17 protein-coding genes, 1 other RNA gene and 1 pseudogene are annotated in these 21,988 nt (G+C 43.2%); 16 read left to right on the forward strand and 3 right to left on the reverse strand.

Annotated features, from left to right (window positions below; translation table 11 throughout):
• Window positions 1-20: 20 nt before the first annotated feature.
• The 5 genes from P22_RS14195 to ssrA all read left to right on the forward strand — a co-directional run bounded on the left by P22_RS14195 (window position 21) and on the right by ssrA (window position 6,828).
• Window positions 21-1,523 carry an arabinosylfuranosidase ArfA gene (locus tag P22_RS14195; protein WP_054260894.1) on the forward strand — a complete coding sequence of 501 codons (1,503 nt, stop codon included), beginning with the start codon at window positions 21-23 and terminating at the stop codon, window positions 1,521-1,523.
• A gap of 150 nt (window positions 1,524-1,673) precedes the next feature.
• Window positions 1,674-3,569 (forward strand): cache domain-containing sensor histidine kinase, encoded by a 1,896-nt coding sequence (locus tag P22_RS14200; protein WP_235814662.1) that lies wholly within the window; start codon window positions 1,674-1,676, stop codon window positions 3,567-3,569.
• Between the two features lie 42 nt (window positions 3,570-3,611).
• Window positions 3,612-5,225, forward strand: coding sequence for a response regulator (locus P22_RS14205; protein WP_054260895.1), 1,614 nt, complete (start codon window positions 3,612-3,614; stop codon window positions 5,223-5,225).
• A 27-nt stretch (window positions 5,226-5,252) separates the two neighbouring features.
• Entirely contained in the window at window positions 5,253-6,356 is a 1,104-nt protein-coding gene (locus tag P22_RS14210) for an ABC transporter ATP-binding protein (protein WP_054260990.1), read from the forward strand.
• A gap of 123 nt (window positions 6,357-6,479) precedes the next feature.
• Window positions 6,480-6,828: a transfer-messenger RNA gene (gene ssrA / locus P22_RS19965) on the forward strand.
• Between the two features lie 813 nt (window positions 6,829-7,641).
• On the opposite strand, the gene P22_RS14220 is transcribed toward ssrA, so the two are convergent.
• Complete coding sequence (locus tag P22_RS14220) at window positions 7,642-8,565, reverse strand: LysR family transcriptional regulator (protein ID WP_054260897.1); 924 nt, start codon at window positions 8,563-8,565, stop codon at window positions 7,642-7,644.
• A gap of 227 nt (window positions 8,566-8,792) precedes the next feature.
• Here P22_RS14220 and P22_RS14225 point away from each other — a divergent pair, with 227 nt between their 5' ends.
• From P22_RS14225 to P22_RS14255, 7 genes and pseudogenes are all read left to right on the forward strand, one after another.
• On the forward strand, window positions 8,793-10,259 hold the full coding sequence (locus P22_RS14225; RefSeq protein WP_235814663.1) for an ArnT family glycosyltransferase: 1,467 nt from the start codon (window positions 8,793-8,795) through the stop codon (window positions 10,257-10,259).
• Between the two features lie 29 nt (window positions 10,260-10,288).
• The gene (locus tag P22_RS14230; protein WP_172675850.1) at window positions 10,289-11,482 is read left to right on the forward strand and encodes a nucleotide sugar dehydrogenase; all 1,194 of its coding nucleotides are present in this window, start codon (window positions 10,289-10,291) and stop codon (window positions 11,480-11,482) included.
• Complete coding sequence (locus tag P22_RS14235; protein ID WP_054260899.1) at window positions 11,482-12,501, forward strand: NAD-dependent epimerase/dehydratase family protein; 1,020 nt, start codon at window positions 11,482-11,484, stop codon at window positions 12,499-12,501. The genes P22_RS14230 and P22_RS14235 overlap by 1 nt, the downstream gene beginning before the upstream one ends.
• Before the next feature lie 52 nt (window positions 12,502-12,553).
• A complete protein-coding gene (locus P22_RS14240) occupies window positions 12,554-13,309 on the forward strand; it encodes a glycosyltransferase family 2 protein (RefSeq protein ID WP_054260900.1) in 756 nt (251 codons plus the stop codon).
• Window positions 13,293-13,697: a GtrA family protein gene (locus P22_RS14245; RefSeq protein ID WP_054260901.1), complete on the forward strand. Its 405-nt coding sequence runs from the start codon at window positions 13,293-13,295 to the stop codon at window positions 13,695-13,697. Before P22_RS14240 ends, P22_RS14245 begins: the two co-directional genes overlap by 17 nt.
• Window positions 13,698-13,934: 237 nt before the next feature.
• Window positions 13,935-14,264: pseudogene (locus tag P22_RS14250) on the forward strand (glutathione peroxidase); the annotation flags it as partial.
• A 349-nt stretch (window positions 14,265-14,613) separates the two neighbouring features.
• Window positions 14,614-15,546: a fibronectin type III domain-containing protein gene (locus tag P22_RS14255; protein ID WP_054260903.1), complete on the forward strand. Its 933-nt coding sequence runs from the start codon at window positions 14,614-14,616 to the stop codon at window positions 15,544-15,546.
• Between the two features lie 142 nt (window positions 15,547-15,688).
• Here P22_RS14255 and P22_RS14260 read toward each other — a convergent pair whose 3' ends face one another.
• Complete coding sequence (locus P22_RS14260; protein ID WP_054260904.1) at window positions 15,689-16,069, reverse strand: VOC family protein; 381 nt, start codon at window positions 16,067-16,069, stop codon at window positions 15,689-15,691.
• A 36-nt stretch (window positions 16,070-16,105) separates the two neighbouring features.
• A complete protein-coding gene (locus P22_RS14265) occupies window positions 16,106-16,573 on the reverse strand; it encodes a MarR family transcriptional regulator (protein WP_054260905.1) in 468 nt (155 codons plus the stop codon).
• A 958-nt stretch (window positions 16,574-17,531) separates the two neighbouring features.
• Here P22_RS14265 and P22_RS14270 point away from each other — a divergent pair.
• The 4 genes from P22_RS14270 (at window position 17,532) to P22_RS14285 (ending at window position 21,975) form a co-directional block, all read left to right on the forward strand.
• On the forward strand, window positions 17,532-17,954 hold the full coding sequence (locus P22_RS14270; protein WP_054260906.1) for a hypothetical protein: 423 nt from the start codon (window positions 17,532-17,534) through the stop codon (window positions 17,952-17,954).
• Between the two features lie 62 nt (window positions 17,955-18,016).
• Window positions 18,017-18,493, forward strand: coding sequence for an SMI1/KNR4 family protein (locus P22_RS14275; RefSeq protein WP_255351804.1), 477 nt, complete (start codon window positions 18,017-18,019; stop codon window positions 18,491-18,493).
• Window positions 18,494-18,934: 441 nt separating this feature from the next.
• The gene (locus P22_RS14280; protein WP_054260908.1) at window positions 18,935-20,341 is read left to right on the forward strand and encodes a glycoside hydrolase family 1 protein; all 1,407 of its coding nucleotides are present in this window, start codon (window positions 18,935-18,937) and stop codon (window positions 20,339-20,341) included.
• 587 nt (window positions 20,342-20,928) lie between these two features.
• The gene (locus P22_RS14285) at window positions 20,929-21,975 is read left to right on the forward strand and encodes a hypothetical protein (protein WP_054260909.1); all 1,047 of its coding nucleotides are present in this window, start codon (window positions 20,929-20,931) and stop codon (window positions 21,973-21,975) included.
• The last annotated feature ends 13 nt before the right edge of the window (window positions 21,976-21,988 follow it).

The raw sequence follows: 21,988 nt of genomic DNA on the forward strand, positions 1-21,988 counted from the left end.
AATTCAAAGGAGGCAGAAGCATGAACAAAGCCAAATGTATAGTGGATAAGGATTATGTAATAGCGGAAGTTGATCCCCGTTTATATGGTTCGTTTATCGAACATTTGGGACGGGCGGTTTATTCCGGCATTTACGAACCGGATCATCCGGCAGCCGATGAGCAGGGGTTTCGCCAGGATGTCATTGGGCTGGTAAAAGAACTGGGGGTGCCTATTGTACGCTATCCCGGCGGCAATTTTGTATCCGGTTATAACTGGACCGACGGCATCGGACCGAAACACTTGCGCCCCCGCCGTTTAGATTACGCCTGGCAGTCGGTAGAAAGCAACCAGGTGGGTATTGACGAATTTGTTGACTGGTGCAAAAAGGCCGGTACAAAGCCGATGGCGGCCGTCAATCTGGGAACGGGAACGCCGCAGGAGGCCGGCTATATGATGGAATATTGCAACTATCCTGCAGGAACCTATTGGAGTGATTTGCGCATTCGAAACGGCCATAAAGACCCGCATAATATCAAGGTATGGTGTCTGGGCAACGAAATGGACGGACCCTGGCAGACCTGTTCTTTAAGTGCTGAAGACTACGGCAAGAAGGCCCGGGAAACCGCTAAAATTCTGAAATGGATTGATCCCGCGGCGGAACTGGTCGTGTGTGGCAGTGCTTCGCCCTGGATGCCCAGTTATCCCGAATGGGACCGGGTGGTGCTGGAACATACCTATGAACAGGCCGACTATATTTCCCTGCACCGGTATTATGAAAATGAGGAGAATATCGAAAACTTCCTGGCTTCGTTTGCCGATATGGATGCTTTTATCAGGACAGTGGCCGCTGCCGCCGACTATGTGAAAGCGAAAACGCGCAGCAAAAAAGTCATGAAACTATCCTTTGACGAGTGGAATGTCTGGTATATCAAAAAACAAACCCGCGTGCCCTGGGCCGAGGCCCCGGCCATTCTGGAGGATCAGTATTCGCTGCTGGATGCGCTGGTGTTTGGCGGCATGCTCTGTACCTTGTTAAATCACTGCGACCGGGTAAGAATGGCTTGTCTGGCCCAACTGGTCAATGTCATTGCGCCGATCTTTACGGAAAAGGGCGGCAGGGTACTTAAACAGGCCACCTATTATCCTTTTCAACAAGTTTCTGCCTATGGCCGGGGGACTGCCCTCAAGACACTGACCACATCAGAAAAAGTGGAAACCGGATTATATGGTGAGGTGCCGGCGTTGCAGACTGCGGCGACCTATAATGAAACGGACGGAAGCGTAACCGTGTTTGTCTTGAACAGTCATCGAACGGAGAATTCCGAGTTCACCGTTGATTTACGTTCCTTTGGTCATGCAACCATGCTGGAGCATAGCATTATGGACGGTCCGGACTTGTTTGCGCAAAATACCTTTGAAGCGCCTTTTACCGTGATGCCCCACACCAGACCCGCCGGCGAGGGAGCAGCGCCTTTTACCGTAAAACTGCCAAAGCTGTCCTGGAATGTATTGCGCTTTTCCGTGGCTAAGGCCGGGCTGTAATCGAAAAGCAAAGCACAGTAGTTTCCAGAATAATACAAAATTTTTGCTTCCTGGTATGGTACAATAAGAGCAAATTAGCAGGATGTATGAATCAATACCGCCGGTGTTCATTAGAACGAGCGGAGAAGGCCGGGATAGCCTGGAGCGCGTATGAGCCGATTTTTTACAGGAAACAGAACTGTTTTCAGAATGGTACAAAAATTCAGGAACCTAAAGATCAGGAGCAGGCTGGTACTTCTTTTTATCGTATTGGCCCTGATACCCTGTGTAGTCAGCGTTTTTCTGGCGTATAAGAATTCCCGCGATGCGATTGAAAACAAAATCAGCACTTATTCTGTGCAGGTTATGAACCAGGTCAGCCAAAACATGCGCAGGGAACTGGACAGGCTGCAGAACGACAGTGTGGAAATTGCATTTTCCGATGTGGTTCAGCAAACCCTGGCGGACTTTGACCGGCTGAGCGAGTGGGAGGTCGAAAAAACGAAATATGTCATGCGGGACAATCTGGCCAAGAAGTTTTTTTACTTGCATGATGTGACCGACGTGCTGATTTATACCCGGGAAAAACATAAAATCAGTGCTTACGGGGATATCGGTTTTTCCCTTAATTTGCGGCAAGATTATCTGAAGGATTATCTTCAGTTGCTGCATGACGCCGGAGGCGGTGTAGTCTGGTCCCCGGTAAACTCTGCCAATGAGTATTATCTGGTTAAATATGCCACCAGTGCCGAACGGCTCAACCGAAGCAACGGGCTGCTTCTGGGACGGGCTATTAAATCACTGACAGAAGGAAATATTCTTGGCTATCTGATTATCCGGATCAATGAGAGTCATTTGACCAATATCTATAAAGATACGGATATTGGCAGCGATGCTGATATTTTTGTGATCGATGCCAACGGACTGGTGATTTCCAGCCGCAGTCCCAGAGTGCCGGTCAGCACGGTTTTTCCTGATGCCGCCATGGTTAATAAAATCGGATCATGGGAAAAAACAGGGCAGCATGTTTTCCCTTATAAGCTGGATGGAAAGGAATATTTGATCTCTTTTGCTCCCATCGAAGGTGTTAACTGGTATGTGGTTAGCACCATTCCCTACGCGTACCTCAATTCCGATTCTGAAAAGATCTTGATGGGAGCGATATTTATCAGTACCAGTTGTTTTATCCTGGCGGTATTTTTGTCCTATTTTTTTGCAGCTACCATTCTGGCTCCGCTGCGGCGGTTGCGTAAGGCCATGTATCAGGCTCAGCAGGGCAACCTTTCCATCAGCGTCAATGATACCTATAGCGACGAAATCGGAGAAGTCACTCAGCACTTTGACAACATGTTGAATGAAATCAACCATTTGATGGACAACGTCAAACATAAGGAAAATCAAAAAAGAAGGGCGGAGCTTAAAGCCCTGCAGGCGCAGATCAATCCGCATTTTTTGTCCAATACGCTGAATATTGTCAAGTTCCTGGCGAAGAATCAGGGGGCCCACAATATTGAAGAAATCGTTACCTCTCTAATTCAGTTGTTTCATGTGGCGGTGGGCAAGGGAGACGATCTCATTACTGTCCGGGAAGAAATCGAATATGTCCAAAACTACATCAATATCCAGGAGTACAGGTATCTCAACAAATTCCAATTTCATTTTGAAATGGAACCGGATATTCTCGACTGCCTGCTGCCCCGGCTGCTGTTACAGCCGATTGTGGAAAATGCTTTAATTCATGGCATCGGACCGATGGAGGGGCAGGGCATGGTGGTGGTCAAGGGGTTTCTGTACGACCAGTCCATAAAATTTATGGTTACGGATAACGGGGTTGGGATACCGGAGGAAAAACTGAAAACGTTGTTAGCGGAGAATTCCGGTGCGGGCAGGCGGCAGGGCGGCATCGGAATCAGCAATGTGAACGAACGGATCAAAATGTATTTTGGCGCTCCTTTCGGCGTGACGCTGGAAAGCGTGCCGGATCTTTATACAACGGTTGAAATCACACTGCCGGTAGTCAGAAAAGGCGAAACTTTTCCTAGAGGGACGCTTAACGCCGGTGATTAAAACAGCAAATCATACCGCCGGAGGTGCAAGGAAGGTGGACAGATGTTCAGGGTGTTAATCGTAGATGATGATTTTACCGCACGGGCCAGTTACCGCACCATGATCGACTGGCATCAATCCGGTTTTGAAATATGCGGTGAGGCTACCAATGGACAGAATGCGGTTCAGTTGCTGGAGCAAGAGAACCCGGATATTGTTATCGTGGATATGAATATGCCGGTGATGGACGGTGTGGCCTTGATCGGGTATCTGGCAGAACATTATCCCGATATTAAGACTATTGCTCTCAGTGGATATGATGATTTTGCTTATGTTAAAGAAAGTCTGAAGCATGGGGCACTGGACTATCTGTTAAAACATAAGCTGGATGCGGAAGCGCTGCTTCATGTCCTTCAGTTGGCCGGCGATAAGATCAGCCGGGAGCATAAACTAAAAAAACAAATTAGCCAAAGCCGCGATATACTGCGGCACGACTTTATCAAACGCCTGGTACAGGGAGAGATCGGCAATGCAGCCGCTATACGAGAGAATATCAGAGAGCTGGGCTTGCCCCTGGAAGCCGGCTATTTGTCGGTAGTAGTGGCGGCTCTTGACGATTACCGGCTGATGAAGCAGCGGTTTACCCGGGAGGAACTTCACCATTTGCGGGCGTCGGCTGCTGACATGGTCGAAGAAATATTGCGGGATATGGGAAATGCCGTTATGTCCTTTGTCAATGAGGAAAAGTTTGTTATCCTCTTTTGCTTTGGCAGTATCCGCAGTGAATTATATATTTATAACCATGTTTCAACCACCGTGAATCGCATTCAGGCAAGCCTGCAGCGTTACCTCAATGTGACGGCCTGTTTCAGTTTAGGCAGGTTGTTCAATCAGATCGGCGACATCAGCAAGTTTTACCGTTCAGCGGATGAACTGTTGAATGAAAAGATTATCGCGGGAAGAAACCGGATTTTCCGGGAGGCCGCGCAGCCCGGCGGCAGCCCGGGATTCTTTAATCTGGATTTGCAGGACGAAAAACAGATAATGGCGGCTATTAAAACGGGCAATATGGGACAGATTCAGGATTATATTGAAGAAATTTTCCATAAGATCATTGTACTTAAGGTAAACTACAAATCCATACAAATGATTTGCGGTGAACTGATCGGCATCGCCAACCGGATTGCCCGGGAGTCCTCCATAGCTGTCAAAGACATCTATAACACCAAAGACATTCCCTATGAGGAAATGAAAAAATGCGAAACCATCGCCGAGGTGAAACATTGGATTCTCGGCGTGTACGAACGGTTGGCAGCGCTGCTTCTGGCCGATGAAAGCAGCGCCCGCTATACGGAATTAACCAGGAAGGCAATTGAGTTTATCCGTCATAACTATGCGAAAGATATATCGTTAAACCAGGCGGCGGAGCATATCGGCAGCAACAGTTCCTATCTCAGCCGGATATTTAAGGATGACTGCGGTATGGGTTTTGTGGAATATGTAAATCATGTTCGGGTGCAGCAGGCTAAGTATCTAATGGAAAGCACCGACATAAAACTTAAGGAAATTGTCCGGCTGGCGGGCTTTAACAACTATACTTATTTTTTTAAGGTATTCAAAATGATTGCCGGTGTCACGCCGCTGGAATATAAAGGACAATGCCAAAAGGCGCTGTAAGTGCAGGCCGGCAAGGGAGGAAAAACCGTGGCAAAAGTGGTATTGGAAAATGTATATAAACGATTTGGCGAAGCCGAAATCGTAAAGGACTTCAATTTAGAGATTCATGATGAAGAGATGATTGTATTGGTGGGGCCTTCCGGCTGCGGCAAATCCACTACGCTGAGAATGATTGCCGGACTGGAGGGGATCACTTCCGGCCAGGTGTATGTGGGTGACCGGGTGGTGAATGACTTAACGCCGAAAGAACGGGATATTGCCATGGTGTTTCAGAATTATGCGCTGTATCCGCATATGAATGTGTACGATAATATGGCTTTCAGTTTAAAAATAAAAAAAATGCCGAAGGCGGAAATAGACCAAAAGGTAAGGGAAACCGCACGGATCTTACAAATAGAACATTTGCTGGCACGCAAGCCCAAGGCACTTTCCGGCGGACAACGCCAGCGTGTGGCCATGGGGCGGGCGATTGTACGGGAACCGGCTGTGTTCCTGATGGATGAGCCGCTGTCCAATCTGGACGCCAAGCTGCGGGGCAGCATGCGGGCCGAGGTGCTGCGCCTGCACCAGCGTCTGAAAACCACCACCATTTACGTCACCCATGATCAGACTGAAGCAATGACCATGGGCGACCGGATCGTGGTCATGAAGGATGGAGTTATTCAGCAGGTGGATACCCCCATGAACTTATATAGTTCTCCGAAAAACTTATTCGTAGCCGGGTTTATCGGCAATCCGCCGATGAATTTTATGAAGGCCGTTTTGACACGGGAAAATGATGAGCTTTATCTGGCTGGAGCCGGGTTTAAGGTGTTGATTCCCCGCGGCAAAATATCTGATATGCCTGGCTGCAACCGGGAGGTCATCTTTGGTATCCGTCCGGAACATATTCATGACGAAGGGATAATGCTGGATACGTTCCCACAGGCACGGTTTATAGCCACGGTAGAAGTGGTAGAGCTATTAGGTGCCGACGTTTTATTGCATTTAAGCCTTAACGGCCAGGAAATCCGCGCCAGTTTGCCGGCCCGGAATACGTACAGGGCGGGGGAGGCAGTTACCATGGTATTTGATATGAATAAGATGCATCTGTTTGACCCGGTTAGCGAATTGGCCTGTGCTGGCGACTGATGGCAGCAGGTGAAAGCTTTTCCTGCCCGGGAAGTATTTGGCCACTTGGCTTCTGTTCTCAACTGTGTTATAATAAACGGTACAGTTAAGAAGCGTGATATCGTTGCAGTACAACTTCTATCGGGGGGCGTAATGGTTTCGACAGGGGTAGTTGTGGCATGGGTAGCGAGCCGGGGTTCCATCAGCCCGTTGAAACGGTGGACTTAAAGTAAAAGCAAACGAAGATTACGCTTTAGCAGCTTAATGCTAACGTCCTACTCTCCCTCTTCCTGCGGGGCGGGATAGGGCGTCAACTAGCAGGATACCTGAGGTCTCATTCTCCGCGGACCGACTGGGAAACTTTAACGAGATAGCACCGGCGAAGCCTGTCTGTAGGCGTCAATGGAGCGAAATTCTAAATTACAGACTGCGCTCGGAGAGACCCGTGTAGCGGCACCTTTGGACAGGAGTTCGATTCTCCTCGCCTCCACCAATCAAAACCACCTTTTTTACAAATATAGGAAGTCTTGAGAACCGCGAATTGTCTGGCTTTGTGACGGACAGTGAGCGGTTTTTTGCTTTTTACAGGCGATTTATTGCCGTAGTCTAAAAAATAGAAATTTTAACTGCAATAAAACGGAATTATTTCTATTGTAATAAGTAGAGCTGATTTTAAGTAAAGGAGAGCAGTAGAATGGTTTGGGATTGATTGTTTCGCTGGTCTATTGCCAGAGCGGCCGTCCGCTGTATAGGGCGGCTGGTTTGGGGGCTATAGGCAAATTATCATCGTGATGATGGCCTTTCTTTTGATGGCCGTCGTGGCATCGTTCATTTCGCTGGCACCGCATAAGGAAGAGGAGATGCCGGTTGAAAACCGGCAGGTCATGGCTAGATCGTAGCACTCCTGGGGAGTTCGACCCTTTATGGACAATGAAAACAATAATGGGAGCAAATTTTTCGCTGGGCAATATAAAACCAGGCTATGACATGCAGCCTGGTTTTATTATTGTTGTAACAAGTGGTGCAAGTGAAACTCTGGGGGCCTGCTCCGCTCAGTGGCTTACAAAACGGATACCGCTCTATGTCCAGCCGTCCGCTGCTTGCGGCGTTTTGTTGACGCTGCACTCTCCCGTCCAGCCACCGCTAACGCTTAGAGCCGTAAAGCGAAGTATGTTCAGTGGGAGCACCTACACAAAAGATATCAATTTGAAAGGCATCTTTTATTGAGGATACACCCGGATATTAGATTATAAAATATTTAAGTCAAGAAGCGTCCTCCAAGAACTAGAATTGTCCTCAAGAGTTCTTAACCAGCGTTATCGTTTGTTGCAGATAATACTTCTTTTGTCAAAGCTATAAATTCATGTGCTGCCCGTGACAGATGCCGTTCTTTGCAATAGACGGCCGACATTGTTCGCGACGGTAGGGGACTATCTAACGTAAAGAAAGCTAGTTGATCAGGGTATCTAAATTTTGCTAATCCATCCGAGCCGAAAGTAATACCCAGGCCAGCTTTTACTAGCGGTAATATCGTTTCATAATTGCCACTTTCAAATACAATTCGAGGGTTAAACCCTGAATTAATAAAAAGTTGATCAGCAAGATCTCTCAGTTTTCGTCCTTTATTCAATAAAAGGAAAGGCTCTTCCCGTAAATCAGCAAAATGGATTTGCGGCCAAGGTGGTCGAGTGATATCGAGCTTGTTCAGAGGGTGACTGCGGGGGGTGATAAGAACAATATTCTCTGTGAAGAGAGGCTCGCTAATCAAGTGTGGCCTGTTCAGCGGTAAGTTAATTAATGAAAGGTCTGTTACCCCTTTTAATGTAAAATCTTCTAGTTCAGCAAAGGTTCCGTCCTTGTGGATCACTTCAATTCCAGGAAATTTTCTACAGAACAATGGGAGAATATGAGGGAATAAAACGCTACCCCGGATACTAGCAATTCCTATTGTAAGGCGTCCTTTCTTGAAGTCAATAATTTCTTGCATTTGCGACTGGAATTGACGATCCAAGTTTAGCATGCGCCTCGCATTTTCGACAAACACTTCACCAGCATAGGTAAGCCTTAATGGGATAGTTGACCGGTCAAACAATGAAAGTCCAATCTGTTGTTCGATCCTTTGAATACATTGACTTAAAGATGGTTGCGATATGTATAATTTCTGGGCCGCTTTAGAGAAACTTCCTTCTTCGGCAACTTTCAACATGTATTGAAGCTGTCTTAATTCCATTTTGAAAACCTCTTACCAATAATATAGGGTAAACATTATGAGTTATATAATGATTATAATATTAGACCAATCATGATTCTAAGAGTACACTATAATTATGTTTTGTGCAAGCAATTTTCTATTTGTTGGAAAACGTGGAGATCCGCTGGTGCCACAGGATATGGATGTACTATTTCTCAGAAAGGATGATACTATTGCCCATTGACAAGCTTTTATGGATAACAGTAATGGCAACATTTCTAATAAAGTCTTTGCTAGCGTATATAATTCCGTTTACTGGTGATGAGGCGTTATTCTACACGTGGGGAACATTTCCGGATATTGGTTATTATGATCATCCGCCCATGATCGGCTGGTTGCTTGCTCTCATTATGAAATTTAGCGCCTGTGAGTATGCCCTCCGGCTCCCAGCACTTATTTTCCCGTATATTGTTGGGGCTGTTATTTATAGTCTGCTAAAGGTTCTTGATAAAAACCGCGCTCGTTGGACGGTAATCTTATTTTTGGTATCACCGCTTAATATGATGAATATTTTAGTTACCACCGATACACCACTTTTTTTGTTCGTTTCGCTGTCGGCGGTCTGTTTCTATCAAGGCCTGCACCTTAATAAGCGGCTACACTTAATCTTAGCAGGGATTTTCCTCGGTGGCGCTTTTTTATCTAAATATTTTTCAGCCTTGCTTATCATCTCCTATGGCGTCTATGTGCTGATTTATCAGCGCAATCGCAGAGGATTTGCCGCGCTTGCGCTTGTAGCTGCGTGTACCCTACCCTTTGTATTGCTGAATGTATACTACAATTATACTCATGCCTGGTCCAATATTATGTTTAATGTATTTAACCGGAATCACGACATGGGTTCCTTTACACCTGGAAATTTTTTTGTTTATCTGGGACAACTACTGCTTTTGCTGACACCTTTTACGATTTTCTTCTTATTCCGTTCCGTGAAATCAGCGCGGCAATTTGCTGCTGCAGAGCCCTTACGCCGCTACTATTTCGTTTTATGTTCTGTGCCTCTGGGTATACTTGCCCTATTGTCTTTCGCCAAATCCATTGGCATTCATTGGCCTCTGGCTTTTTTGCCCTTTGTGTTCATCCTTACCATCTTTTATTTTAATGCAACAACATTCCGCAAAGCAGCTCTGTTGGTGGCAGTGTGTACATTTGGCGTAAATTTCTTACTAGCGTACATGGTGATTAACACGCCTCCGAAATTGACGCAAAGCAGGGCTTATCAGCAGGCGTTATTCTATGTAAAACCCCAGGCAGTGGCGGACATTCTTAACCCTTATGCGAAAGACTATATTTTTGCTACCGAAAGCTATTCTAAGTCAGTATTGCTGTATTACTATACAGGCAAATACATAAGTGTCTTTGGGCCGGGCTCTTTTCACGCCCGTCACGATGATATGTACACTGATTTTCGACAATTTGACAAAAAAAATATACTAATCCTTCGTACTACGCCGCCTGATACGAATAAGTACATACCGTATTTTCAATCTGTTTCTGTTAAAACAATTGAGTTAGAGAATACAACGTTATACGTAGTCCAAGGTAATGCTTTTAAGTACGATGCTTACCGGGAACTAGTCTTGCGGCCGATTAAAAATAACTACTATCAGATTCCGGCCTGGCTGCCAACACAGGATAATTATTTTATCGATAAGTATTTTGCGGAAGAATAGATTATTTCAACAAATTATGAGGTGGAACTATGTTTATATATGATATATGTGTGATTGGCGGATGCGGGCACGTTGGATTGCCCTTATCCATTACGCTGGCTGATCGTGGCAAAAAAGTAATAGTCTATGATATCAGCACTCAGGCAGTCAATGCTGTACGACAAGGAACCATGCCTTTTCATGAAGAAGGCGCCGATGAAGTGCTACAAAAGGTGCTTGCTGACGGTACGCTAAAGCTATCTGATTCACCAGAGGTAATTTCCAATAGTAAGATTGTAATTATGATCATCGGCACGCCGGTGGATGAGCATTTAAATCCGAAATTCCAAGTAATGGTTGATTCGGTGAATCAGTTCATTTCGTATTTTCGCAATGGACAAACCTTGGTTTTACGCAGCACAGTATACCCGGGGATCAGTGAACGGATAAATGACTGGCTGCGGGAAGCGGGGTTAACCATGAATGTCTGCTTCTGTCCGGAACGGATATTAGAAGGTAAAGCCATGACGGAGCTATACTCCTTGCCGCAGATTATTTCATCCTTTACGCCGGAAGGCTTGCAGGAATGCCGAAATTTATTTGGCCTGCTGACAGATGAACTGGTGGAAGTTCATCCGACGGAAGCTGAATTGGCCAAGCTGTTTACTAATGTCTGGCGGTATATTAAATTTGCTGTTGCCAATCAATTTTATATGATTGCCAATGATTATAACCTGGACTTTTACAATGTTTATCATGCCGTGACACACAAGTATGACCGGGCCAAAGATTTACCGAGAGCCGGTTTTGCCGCTGGACCTTGTTTGTTTAAAGATGCAATGCAACTGGCTGCTTTTAATAATGGTAACTTTTATCTAGGGCATTCCGCCATGCTAGTTAATGAGGGGCTTCCTAATTATATCGTGCAAAAGTTAAAAACGAAATATCCGCTAAAGAAAATGACGGTAGGTATTCTGGGCATGGCCTTTAAAGGGGACTCTGATGATATTCGTGAATCTTTGTCATACAAATTGCGTAAAATTCTGCAAGTTCATGCGGGCAAAGTTTTGAGTGCAGATCCTTATGTGACGGATGACTCCTTGCTGCCCCAGGAAGAAGTGCTTGGGAAGGCCGATATATTAATCATTGCAACACCTCATAAGCAATATAAAGGATTGGACATTCCGCTCAATAAAATGACTGTTGATATCTGGAATATACTGGGGAGAGGGGGCCTCATATAGTGAAAATCCTGGTTACAGGCTCGGCAGGCTTTATAGCCGGCTACTTAGTAGAAGAATTATTGAAACGAGGTCATTTTGTTGTAGGAATTGATAACTATAGTAAATATGGCCCTGTGGAAAAATCCTATGATCATCATCCTAATTATAGTTTTGTGCAAGGCGATGTTAAGGACAGCAAGTTGATGAAAGAACTCGTTGCCGACTGCGATCAAGTTGTAGCTATTGCGGCGATGATTGGCGGAATCACTTATTTCCACGAATACGCTTATGATTTGCTCGCAGAAAATGAGCGGATTACGGCAACTACCTTTGATGCTGCCATCTGGGCGCATCAACACAAAAAATTGCAAAAGATTAATGTTTTATCTTCTTCGATGATTTATGAATCTACTGCCGTTTATCCCAGCCCCGAAGGAGAACAATTACGCTGCCCGCCGCCGCTGTCAACATATGGATTTCAAAAGCTGGCGTGCGAGTATTTTGCCAAGGGTGCATGGGAACAATACAAACTTCCCTATACCATCATACGTCCCTTTAATTGTGTGGGAATCGGTGAACGGCGGGCTAAAAACGACAAGGAAATTTTTTCAGGAAATGTCAAGCTGGCCATGAGCCATGTTGTCCCCGACCTTGTGCAAAAGACTCTGAAGGGGCAAGATCCGCTCCATATTCTGGGGGCCGGCAATCAAATACGCCATTACACCTATGGCGGTGATTTGGCAGAGGGAATTGCGCTGTGCATTGAAAACGAAAAAGCCGTTAACGAAGACTTCAATCTGTCAACCCCTGTTTCAACTACTGTATTGGAGCTGGCAGAAGCGATTTGGAACAAGGTGAATGGGGATAAGGCATTCCGCTACATAGCGGATACACCCTTTGTATATGATGTGCAAAAACGGATACCTGCCGTAGCAAAGGCGAAAAACTTGCTTGGTTTTGAGGCTAAGACGGATTTGAACGCTATGCTTGATGAGGTCATTCCCTGGATAAAAGAGCAATTGAAGACAGGTAATATTTAGGAGCCTTTTATCAGGAATCCTCTGTAACCAATGAAACAAGGAGGTGTATGACATGCTTGATATCGTTGTACCGGTATATAACGAGGGGGCAAATATCGAAAATTTGCTTAATCAGATAGAGAGCAGTATCAAGACAGAAAAGCGGCTTACAATTATCTATGACTTCGAGGAAGATAACACCTTACCTGTTGTGAAAAAGGTTCGTGTAAAGTATAATTTTCCAATTTTTTTAAAAAAGAATATCTATGGGCGCGGTGCGCTAAATGCCATAAAAACAGGGTTACATACCTTTAAAGGCAATATAGTGCTGGTTTTAATGGCCGATTTATCCGATAATCTGGGAGTCGTGGATCTAATGTACGATAAAATTGTAAAAGAGGGCAATCATCTTGTCTGCGGTTCCCGGTATATGGAAGGTGGAAAGCAATATGGGGGACCGCTCATTAAAAAGACATTGTCCCGCTTTGCGGGCGTAAGTCTTCATTGGGCAATAGGAATTGCTACGCACGATATAACCAACAGTTTTAAAATGTATCACAAGGCTGTTATTGAGTCTATCCAAATTGAGAGTACTGGTGGTTTTGAAATCGGCATGGAAATTACGGTAAAAGCATATTTGAATGGCTATCGAATAACGGAGGTTCCTTCTTCCTGGTATGAACGCGCAACAGGAGAATCACGGTTCCGATTGTTCAGGTGGTTGCCATTCTATTTGAAATGGTATTTCATTGCGCTATGTGAAACTTGGTTTCGTCTAAACTATGTAAAGCTTAAGCCGGATAGCCCAAAAAATGTTATCCCGAAATAGCGGACTACCGCATCAATTTTTACGTTATTTCTGTGTTGGCGGTATTTCTGCTCTAGTAGACTGGAGCTTATTTTACGTTCTCCACCTCAAGATTGGGTATCACTATATTGCTGCGGCTGTCAGCAGCTTTTTATTATCCGTTATCGTCAATTTTTTCTTAGGAAGAGAGTTTGTCTTTAAAAATCAGTGTAAATTCAATACAATGATCGAGGCATTAAGTATAATAGCCATGAATACCACTGGATTATTGCTTAACCTGTTGATTGTGTCCTTAGCCATTGAATTAGTACATGTATATCCAATGACAGCTAAAATCGGGGCTACAGGTCTCGTGTTTATCTGGAATTTTTCGATGAGAAAATGGTGGCTGTACCGGCAGGTTTCTTAGGGATAGCGTTGTGCAGCTTAATATTATGTGATATATTTCACTTTTGTTCTCACTCTAGCTTGTCTCGGCATTCTATCATCTCCAAACTAGTATTGCAGGGACAATGAACTGTTTCTTTGGCCCACGGGACAAACTTCAATATGTATTAAGTTGTCTTAATTCCATTTTGCCTCTCCCTTAACAATGATATATGAGTCAAAGAACCGTCACCTGACTCATCTCTAGGAACCGGGCAGTAATGCCGAGGTGCAAAATTTTTGCCGGCTCAACTACGGCGTAAGCTTTCCTATGTTTGAAAAAACAGAAGTGCGCGGGGAAAATGCCCAGCCGCTATTTGTCTATCTGACCAAACAGGCGCCGTTTACAGAATTTGATGCAGCCCATCCGATTGTCGGCAAACTGCAGGCAGTACTAAAGGAACGGTTCCCGGAATTGCTGGAAGGCGACGGCATCAAATGGAATTTTAACAAGTTTCTCGTTAACCGCCAGGGGGATGCCGTAGGACGGTATGAACCGACAACGTCTCCGCTGGCTATGAAACCGGCGATTGAAAAAGCCAGGACGTAGTTAGAAGCAGCGCAGCAGCGCAGACCTCATTGCAGAAGGCAAATCAATCCTTACAGGAGTACGAGCGAGGGGTAAAAGCACAAACGAATAAATTAAAATTGGAACGGAATGTGCTTGGTATAGCGGTAGTTATGCTGGCAATAAAAAAATGATTTGATTTTATGGGTTCCCTGCCGTTTGGTGGGGACTTTTTTTATTGTAAATAAATGATGAAAATTTTCAATACCCGTTTAAAGACGAACGACAAAAGAATGTATCTAAGTGAAAGCCGGCAACAGGATACACACATTGAAACAGAAGAGGTCCTTGGCTTGGCGGGTTTCAAATAAAAAAATTGGAGGAATGGAAAATGGCTACAGTAGGGGAAATCTTAAAAGCTCCCGAGGCAGGATGGAAAAGAATAAATTTAACATTAGATAATGTAACTTACGGTGGTGGTACAGATTCCTATAATTATGGTGCTAATACAGCCTATTTAGGAGATACTTTAAGGCTAAATGTATATGGGGCATGGGTAAGTTTTAAATTTTCCGGAGATAAGATTAGAATTATTGGCACAAGAGCAACTCAATACGATGATAATGTGAAAATAAATATTGATGGAGTTGATTCTTACTTTTCCGAACGCGGAAACGTTAATTATGCTTGGCAAACACTAGTTTTTGAAAAAACGGGGTTATCTGAAGGTGAACACACAGTTACGATTACCAGAGTTTCTTATGTCGATTATAATGAACAAGTTCACATTGATGCAATCGATGTAGCAGAAGGCGAAATCATTCCAGCACCGACGAACCTTATTGCTACACCCGGTGACTCCCAAGTAACGCTCAACTGGAATGTAGTTACCGATGCCACCGGCTACAACGTAAAACGCTCCACTACAGCAGGTGGCCCATATGAAACGATTGCATCCAACGTATCCGGTACCAGTTATGTAGATACCAACATTGTGAATGGCACTACCTATTATTATGTGATCACAGCCATTACGGCGGATGGTGAAAGTGGCAATTCAAACGAAGCGTCTGCTACGCCGCAGGCAGCACCGGTGGAAGAGGGGCAAGGGCTGTTACGAGTTACGATGATTGATTCCAGCGAACGGGAATATCAGCTTTCTGATAGTGAAATCAATGGTTTTATAACCTGGCATCAAAATCATGTAAGTACCGATGTTGCAAGCTATATGCTCAAGAAAAAGGTAGGCCTGCAAAGCAGTAAGGAATATCTGACTTTTGATAAAATCATCAGCTTTGAAGTGATTCCTCTGCCGACAGAATAAAATAACCCTGCATGCAGGGTGTCATATCTCCTTAAGTTGCCCCTATCTTGGTTTAGGCTGAGACAGGGGCTTTTTGTTTTTATGTTTACAAGAAGGACTTTCTCATTGATCTCCTTGTATAAAATGATAGCAAGGTAACTACCTACTTATTTTTAGGATATAACACTGAGTTCTGATGTAATGAATCACACCATATTTCCTTTTCACTAAGGCTAGTCTCAATAAGTTCTACAGGAGCACCTTCTATCTCGATCGTCGCTACCCGATAACCATCAAACGGATAATAAGGCTCCATTAGAATAACCTTTCCTGCAATTGCTTCATCAAGATTATCCACTTTAAAGGCGACGTGCGGCATCGACTGAATGAGTGGATGCAACGGGCAGCCTTCTTCAAACCGATGCCATTGAATACGAAAATCGTTGTGCCCGCCTGTCGTATACATTTTAAATGTTGGGCTGTATCTCTCTCCTTCCCGAGGCTTAGTAGTGGGTATACCGGTATGATGATAGTAGTAATTCATTGTATTCAGCTCCTTTATAATTTTTTTGGGTAACTTTTATTTAGTCGAATGATCCTTTTCTTTCATTTGGACATCGAGAAATAAAAACAATTTCTCCATAACAGCAAGCATGACATTTTTTTCTTCGCTACTTAATTGACGAAAGAAAGATGCTAATTTTATTTCTTGCTCTTTATGTTTCTTTTCATGAAATAAAAAAATTTGCTTACCTTTTTCAGTTAGTTTAAAATATATCTCTTTCTTATTATCTATGTTTTGGTAACTAGTGATATCTCCATTTGCCAGCATCTTTTTTGTTGCTTTGCTGATGGCCCCTCTGGTCATGTTGAGCTTGGAGGCTAATTTAGTGACATTAGCATCTTCGGTCCGACCAATCAAATCGATACAGTGCACCTCAGAAAACCAATAGTCTTGCAATACACCTTGTCCTAAAATTTTACTCAAAGCTTCTTGTTTTTCGCAAACTCGTATATACTGTGCTACTAGCTTTTCTATCGTATCCATCTATTTCTCACCGCCATTTTGTTTCCTATTATACATTATTTTTGATTCGTAGTAAACATTTTCTTGGATGAATTAAGAACTGCTTGGAATAAAACGAAGTGTAGTAGCTAGGAAATAAATAGAAAGCGGGATGACTTAGTGAGTCCGGCAGGACCGGCCTGGAAACTCACGCTGTTGCCTCATCCCGCTCTTGAGAGTATAATTTGAATCAGGACGGGGTACCTCGTTCATTACAACTAAATAAGGAGGCCGGTGGAAGATGCCTAATCATGACGCCCAACTCAGCGTATTGCTGCTGCCTAGAGCAGAGAATACAAGAGTTGCCAAACATTGTCGTGACGCATAACGCCCGTCTCCGGACAAGAACCCGCGGAATTTTCACGGGTTCTTGTCGCCTATTGCCGTAAAAGATATTACAGTCCTTGAAAGCCATTTGTTGTCTGCCTTTATAGGCGATGATGAATGTTTTTTTGTTCACAAGTATTAGAAGCCTGAAACCAGATAAATTTCTTTTGAAAAAAGTAATGAAAAATTGAGAAAATAAGTGTAAATAACATAGTTCGCCCTCCGGAACCGGGTGCGCAGATTCGATTCCTGCCGGGCGCACCATAGACAACAGCGTCAACTGCTATGACACTGCTACACCTTATTACATAAATGCATTTTAAAGGGAATTTTGTTGAAACGAAGAAATAATTAAACATTTTATAGAGTCTTGTTTCTATGACAACGCTAGCAATAGGACAAAACAAATCGCCATTGGCATAGAAGAACAGTCCCGCTACGACGCGAGGATAAGCCATATTAACCCGATAGGGTTTCACATTCTAGTGAATATAAAGTTGACAGAACCTATACCGGATGGAGAAGATGATTATCTGAAAACGATATTTTTGAAGTTTGGGGAGTCAATACTTCTTCAATATATTAGATTATAGGCGCGATGAGGTGTTGTTACATGCTTGGGGTCAATGACTTTATTAAAAATGTTGAGGAAAGTGATGACAGATACATATGTTATAACTTAGGTAAAGATATACGGATTTTTAATTATGTTATTGAAGATGAAGAGTTATCAAATATTGAAATATATATATCATCCAATGTACATCTAGGCTCAATAATTAATGAAATAATACGATACATTGCCTGGTTTAATCAGTGTGAAACAGAATTAAGAACGTACTATGAGAATGAACTTCATGAAAAAGTATACGATACGTGGTTTGATGATATTGAAGTATATAATGCCAGGTTTACATTTAATAGCGCTGATGATTATGGAGCAACAATTTCCTGTGGGGACCAAATAATTCCGGACCATACGCTAGAGATCGATTTTGAAAAAGAAGAAGTGGCTGACATAAGATTAAACGGGTAATAGTAGTTGATATTTTTGATAAATTTCTATTCCAATAAAATAAAGTTATCGATAAGACAAGTATTGATGAATTTGAAGCGAAATTTAATCTTCAATTGCCAGGTGAGTACAGACTATTTCTATTGGAAGCGGGAAATGGCGGAGCGGGCCCGTTCTACGGAGTATTGCCATTTGAAAAATGTTTGTTTTCCGATATTGACTATCCAAATGATAAATTTGTATTAAATCCTTCTTTACCTTTTTCATATCATGAAGAATGGAATATGGATAATCCGTTAAATGGCGAAGATGATGAACAAGATGAACAATTAGAAGCGTTTGAGAAAGAATACTTTGACGATAAACAGGTAAATGGAACGATCAGAATATGTAATTATGGATGTGGCCATTTTATTAATTTAGTTGTTAAAGGAGAGGAATATTCGCATATTTGGCATTGGAATATACGGTGCGTTCACGGAAGCCTGAAAACCCGTATATTAAAGAACATTATAAAGTTTCAGATCCTCCCAATAAAGAACAGATCATATCGTTTTTAAAAAAGTCAGAGATGAGGAGAGTTTGAAATCAAAAAAACGTATGCAACATGATTATTGCTTAGATTGATTTTCTCATCTGACTTGTGATCGGGACTTTTTAAATTAGAAATCGGAATTTGAATAGATATGAACAATATAGTTCCTAAAGGGAGCAATATGGAAGTTCAGAAATGTACAAAATTTAAGGATGCAATAAAGATCCCGAAGTGATGAACACTTCGGGATCTTTTGTCATTCTAGACTAAATAAGTCGCAAAGTTTTTCCTAAAGGAAGCGAAGAAAAGCGGAAAAATGTTTAATTGTCGGAAAGTTCATTTAGATTATATAATGACTTCAAACGAAGGGAGAGCGCATTTTAGGTTGATCTAAGAGAATTAGGTACAACAACACTGGTTGTGTTGAAATATGTAAATCTATTATGAAAAAAGAGAGGATAGAAAAATGAAATTCGCACAAGTAAAAGCATTTCCGGAGAATTTCTTATGGGGAGCATCTACTTCCGCCTATCAGGTTGAAGGGGGATGGGACGCAGACGGTAAAGGATTGTCCATAATGGATAAGGGCAACCATTCGACAAAGAACAGTGATTTTAAAGTGGCGAGCGATCACTACCACCGTTATAAAGAGGATGTAGCCCTGCTGGCGGAAATGGGCTTGAAGGCTTACCGGTTTTCCCTTGCCTGGACAAGGATTCTGCCCGACGGGCGCGGCGCAGTAAATCAGAAGGGGATAGAATTCTATAGTAATTTGATCAATGAGTTGCTTACATATAATATTGAGCCCATTGTTACGATGTATCATTTTGATTTGCCCTATGCCTTGCATCAAGAAGGAGGCTGGGCAAATCGGGCAACGATTGATGCATTTGTCGACTATGCCAGGGTATTGTTTACCCATTTTGGCGACAGGGTAAAGTACTGGCTGACGATAAATGAACAGAACATAATGATCCTGCATGGCGCGGCGCTTGGTCTGTTTTCAGAGCAGGGTAAAAAAGAATTGTACCAGCAAAACCACCATATGCTGGTTGCCCAGGCAAAGGTTATGGAGTTGTGCCATACCATGTGCAGTCAGGCCAAGATTGGTCCGGCGCCCAATATCAGTTCGGTTTATCCGGCTGCCTGCAAACCGGAAGACTATATGGCAGCGCAGAATTGGTCCGCCATACGCAACTGGCTGTACCTGGATGCGGCAGTTTTTGGCCGCTATAACAGCCTTGTGTGGAGTTACTTTACGGAGAAAGGCTATACTCCTGCTATTTTGGAGGGAGATATGGAAATATTGGAAAATGCAAAACCCGATTTTATTGCTTTTAACTATTATGCGACGGCAACAGTTGCGGGAAGCAAAAACAGTACGGTTTCTGACCGGAAAGCGGATCAGCAGGTCGCCAAAGATGAAGAAGGCGTCTATTATACCGAAGCCAATCCATATGTATCCAAAACCGAGTTTGGTTGGAGTATTGATCCCGCCGGCTTTAGAAATACCTTGCGGGAATTACAGGACCGGTATCGTTTGCCACTGTTGGTTACGGAAAATGGATTAGGTGCCTATGACAAATTAGAGCCGGGCGATGTTGTTAATGACGAATATCGGATAGAGTTTTTACGGCAGCATATTGAGCAGGCTAGGCTTGCCATTACCGATGGAGTAAATTTAATCGGATATTGTCCATGGTCCGCCATTGACTTGGTTAGCACCCATTCTGGTGTCAGTAAACGGTACGGTTTTATTTATGTCAACCGGGATGAGTTTGATTTGAAAGATTTGCGCCGTATTAAGAAAAAAAGTTTTTATTGGTATCAAAAGCTCATTGCCAATCATGGTACTGATTTGAGCGGTCGGTAAGCGGATAGAACTTACCTGATGTATCCATGCCGTTGGCCGTTTTCCGCCGGGCCAAAGCTCATTGTTTACACGAAGCGCGTTATAAAAAATGTCAAGAACTGGCAAAACCGGTACTTGACGTTTTTTGCCATACCTTCGCACAGCGAAAGCCTCTGCCAAGAACGGCTTTAAGTTTTTCAAAATATGCTGGGGGTTTTGTGCAGTTTCGACTTTACGTACATTTTAGCTGGAAACAAGCTGTACAGATTGGGAAATTACTTATTACAAGCCTTTTCCTCAGAGCATAGGAAATTTGTTTAATTGTCCTGCCTTTTGGCCAAAGGTAAAATATATTTAGAAAATTATACATTTGTCTGGCAAGTAAGGGCGGACGCGCCTATTCTTCATAGATGCCGGACAATATCTATCGTATTTCTGCAGAAAGTCTTATTTTGAAAGTTAAGAAGGTTTTAGCCGGCAAATTTTCAACTTGAATTGAGGTGAAAGGAAGTAAGTATTGAAGGATAAACAGTAAGAGACCTTATACTGAATTAAACTTACGGGTCAGTAATTTTTTTAAATACTTGTTAAAATTGGGGGAGAACAAGTTGAAAAAGAAGCTTATATTGGCGGTAATGATCAGTTTGATGACCTGCTTAACAAATTATGCTTTCGCAGAAGATCAGGAGAGCAGACAGGCTGAGCTTGATAAAATCAACGAACGTCTGAACCGGCTAGAAAGCCAAGCGGATAAAAATACAACGGGTAAAAAAGGCAATGACAAAGTGAAAATAAGTGGAAATGTTTATATTCAGGCAGAAGGAGCGAAGGCAGACGGTGAGTCTTATGAGGATCACAGCAGTAAAATTCAGTCGGATATAACCATTACAGCCCAATTACCGTTAGGTTGGGAAGCCGAGCTAATGCAGAGATCTCAGCAACCATTTTCTAATACTGGTGATTCGTTCTCTACCAATACAGAAACATTGACACTTAGCGGGCCTTTAGGGGGAGGACGGGCTACATTTGGTAGAATGTATTTTGGAACTGAAAAATGGGATGTTCTTGGAGATACCTGGGTTACCGGTGGAAAGTTTGATTTTGGTGATCAGGTAAAAGCAAGTCTAATGGTAGGGAGGCTAAAAAAAGGGTATCCTTCATGGAAAAATGACTTTAATCAGGCAGGAGATTCCCCTCTTTATAGGTATTTGGATGTAAGTACTAATATAAGTCCAAAGTTGAATCTTGATGCAACTGTTCATGAAGTTCGTGATAATGGGACGGAACATGCATACGAGGCAAATGTTCTTTATAAAATGACGCCGGACCTTTCGTTGCTATATAGGATGTTCAAAACTAGCCTTCCAGATACAGGAACAGGGAATCAGGGTTATGCAGTAAAGCTAACGTATGGAAATTTTAATCTTAATAAGGCTCACTCTCAGTCAAAGTATATTGTCTATCGCAAATTACCGACAAATTCGCAGATTAATACCGGGAATCCGTGGCTGTTAGATAAAAGAACACTTCGTTTTGGTTACAATTACATGATTGAAAAAAATTTGGCATTGATTAGTTTTTATGATTTCCGGACTAAGTTGTCCAATGATGAAAAGGAGCAAGGTTTTAGGCTTCGTTTGCAAGCATGGTTTTAAAGAGAGGCAAATG

Origin of the sequence: Propionispora sp. 2/2-37 (assembly GCF_001298735.1) — a bacterium.
Classification (GTDB): domain Bacteria; phylum Bacillota; class Negativicutes; order Propionisporales; family Propionisporaceae; genus Propionispora.

Excerpts from the sequence above, each read along its gene's own strand:
- P22_RS14195 (WP_054260894.1), top strand. The coding sequence starts at position 21 with ATGAACAAAGCCAAATGTATAGTGGATAAGGATTATGTAATAGCGGAA.
- P22_RS14200 (WP_235814662.1), top strand. The coding sequence starts at position 1,674 with ATGAGCCGATTTTTTACAGGAAACAGAACTGTTTTCAGAATGGTACAA.
- P22_RS14205 (WP_054260895.1), top strand. The coding sequence starts at position 3,612 with ATGTTCAGGGTGTTAATCGTAGATGATGATTTTACCGCACGGGCCAGT.
- P22_RS14220 (WP_054260897.1), bottom strand. The coding sequence starts at position 8,565 with ATGGAATTAAGACAGCTTCAATACATGTTGAAAGTTGCCGAAGAAGGA.
- P22_RS14225 (WP_235814663.1), top strand. The coding sequence starts at position 8,793 with ATGGCAACATTTCTAATAAAGTCTTTGCTAGCGTATATAATTCCGTTT.
- P22_RS14230 (WP_172675850.1), top strand. The coding sequence starts at position 10,289 with ATGTTTATATATGATATATGTGTGATTGGCGGATGCGGGCACGTTGGA.
- P22_RS14240 (WP_054260900.1), top strand. The coding sequence starts at position 12,554 with ATGCTTGATATCGTTGTACCGGTATATAACGAGGGGGCAAATATCGAA.
- P22_RS14245 (WP_054260901.1), top strand. The coding sequence starts at position 13,293 with ATGTTATCCCGAAATAGCGGACTACCGCATCAATTTTTACGTTATTTC.
- P22_RS14255 (WP_054260903.1), top strand. The coding sequence starts at position 14,614 with ATGGCTACAGTAGGGGAAATCTTAAAAGCTCCCGAGGCAGGATGGAAA.
- P22_RS14260 (WP_054260904.1), bottom strand. The coding sequence starts at position 16,069 with ATGAATTACTACTATCATCATACCGGTATACCCACTACTAAGCCTCGG.
- P22_RS14265 (WP_054260905.1), bottom strand. The coding sequence starts at position 16,573 with ATGGATACGATAGAAAAGCTAGTAGCACAGTATATACGAGTTTGCGAA.
- P22_RS14270 (WP_054260906.1), top strand. The coding sequence starts at position 17,532 with ATGCTTGGGGTCAATGACTTTATTAAAAATGTTGAGGAAAGTGATGAC.
- P22_RS14280 (WP_054260908.1), top strand. The coding sequence starts at position 18,935 with ATGAAATTCGCACAAGTAAAAGCATTTCCGGAGAATTTCTTATGGGGA.